The sequence below is a fragment of the Streptomyces sparsogenes genome, from assembly GCF_001704635.1.
Taxonomy (GTDB): Bacteria; Actinomycetota; Actinomycetes; order Streptomycetales; family Streptomycetaceae; genus Streptomyces; species Streptomyces sparsogenes.
The window spans coordinates 1-650 of the sequence record NZ_MAXF01000242.1; the positions used below are offsets into that span (position 1 = coordinate 1).

At 74.3% G+C, this 650-nt stretch carries 1 protein-coding gene; it reads right to left on the reverse strand.

Going from position 1 to position 650, the window contains the following annotated elements; genetic code table 11:
* Positions 1-650 (reverse strand): acyltransferase domain-containing protein (locus BBH68_RS38620; RefSeq protein ID WP_141713173.1); only part of this gene is annotated, 650 nt, incomplete at both ends.

Consider the following 650-nt stretch of genomic DNA (forward strand, 5'->3'; position numbering starts at 1 on the left):
AGCATGACCGAAGCCGAGGTCCTTGAACGACCGCCGTACGTCGATCTCGTCCGGCGTGCCGTACCCCAGCACAGCGGCGGTCTGGCTCCCTACGGCGTGGGCGACGTCCCGCGTCCCCTCGTGGGTCCCCTCCGCGCCGTCGCTGTGAGCGTCGGCCGGTACGGCCGCCTCGTCGTTCACCGGCGCGGCCTCGGGGGCGGTGGCCGTCCCGTCCAGCCAGTAGCGGCGGCGCTGGAAGGCGTAGGTGGGCAGCTCGGCCCGGCGGGCGCCGGTGCCGGCGAACACCGCCTGCCAGTCGGGAGCGCCGCCGTGCGCCCACAGGGCGGCCAGGGAGGTGAGGAAGCGCCTGCCGTCGCCCTGGTCCCGGCGCAGGGTACCGCCCGCGAAGACGTCCACGCCCGCCTCCTCCCCGGTCTCCTCGACCGGGGACGTCAGCACGGGGTGCGGACTCACCTCGACGAACCTTGTGTGGCCGGTGGCGATCAGCTCCCGTACCGTGTCCTGGAATCGCACCGGTTGCCGCAGGTTGCGGTACCAGTAGCCGGCGTCGGCCGTGCCGTCCGCCAGAAGCTCCGCGGTGACCGTGGAGTACATCGGCACCTGGGCCGCGCGCGGCGTGATCGGCGCCGCCAGCTCCAGCAGGGCGTCCC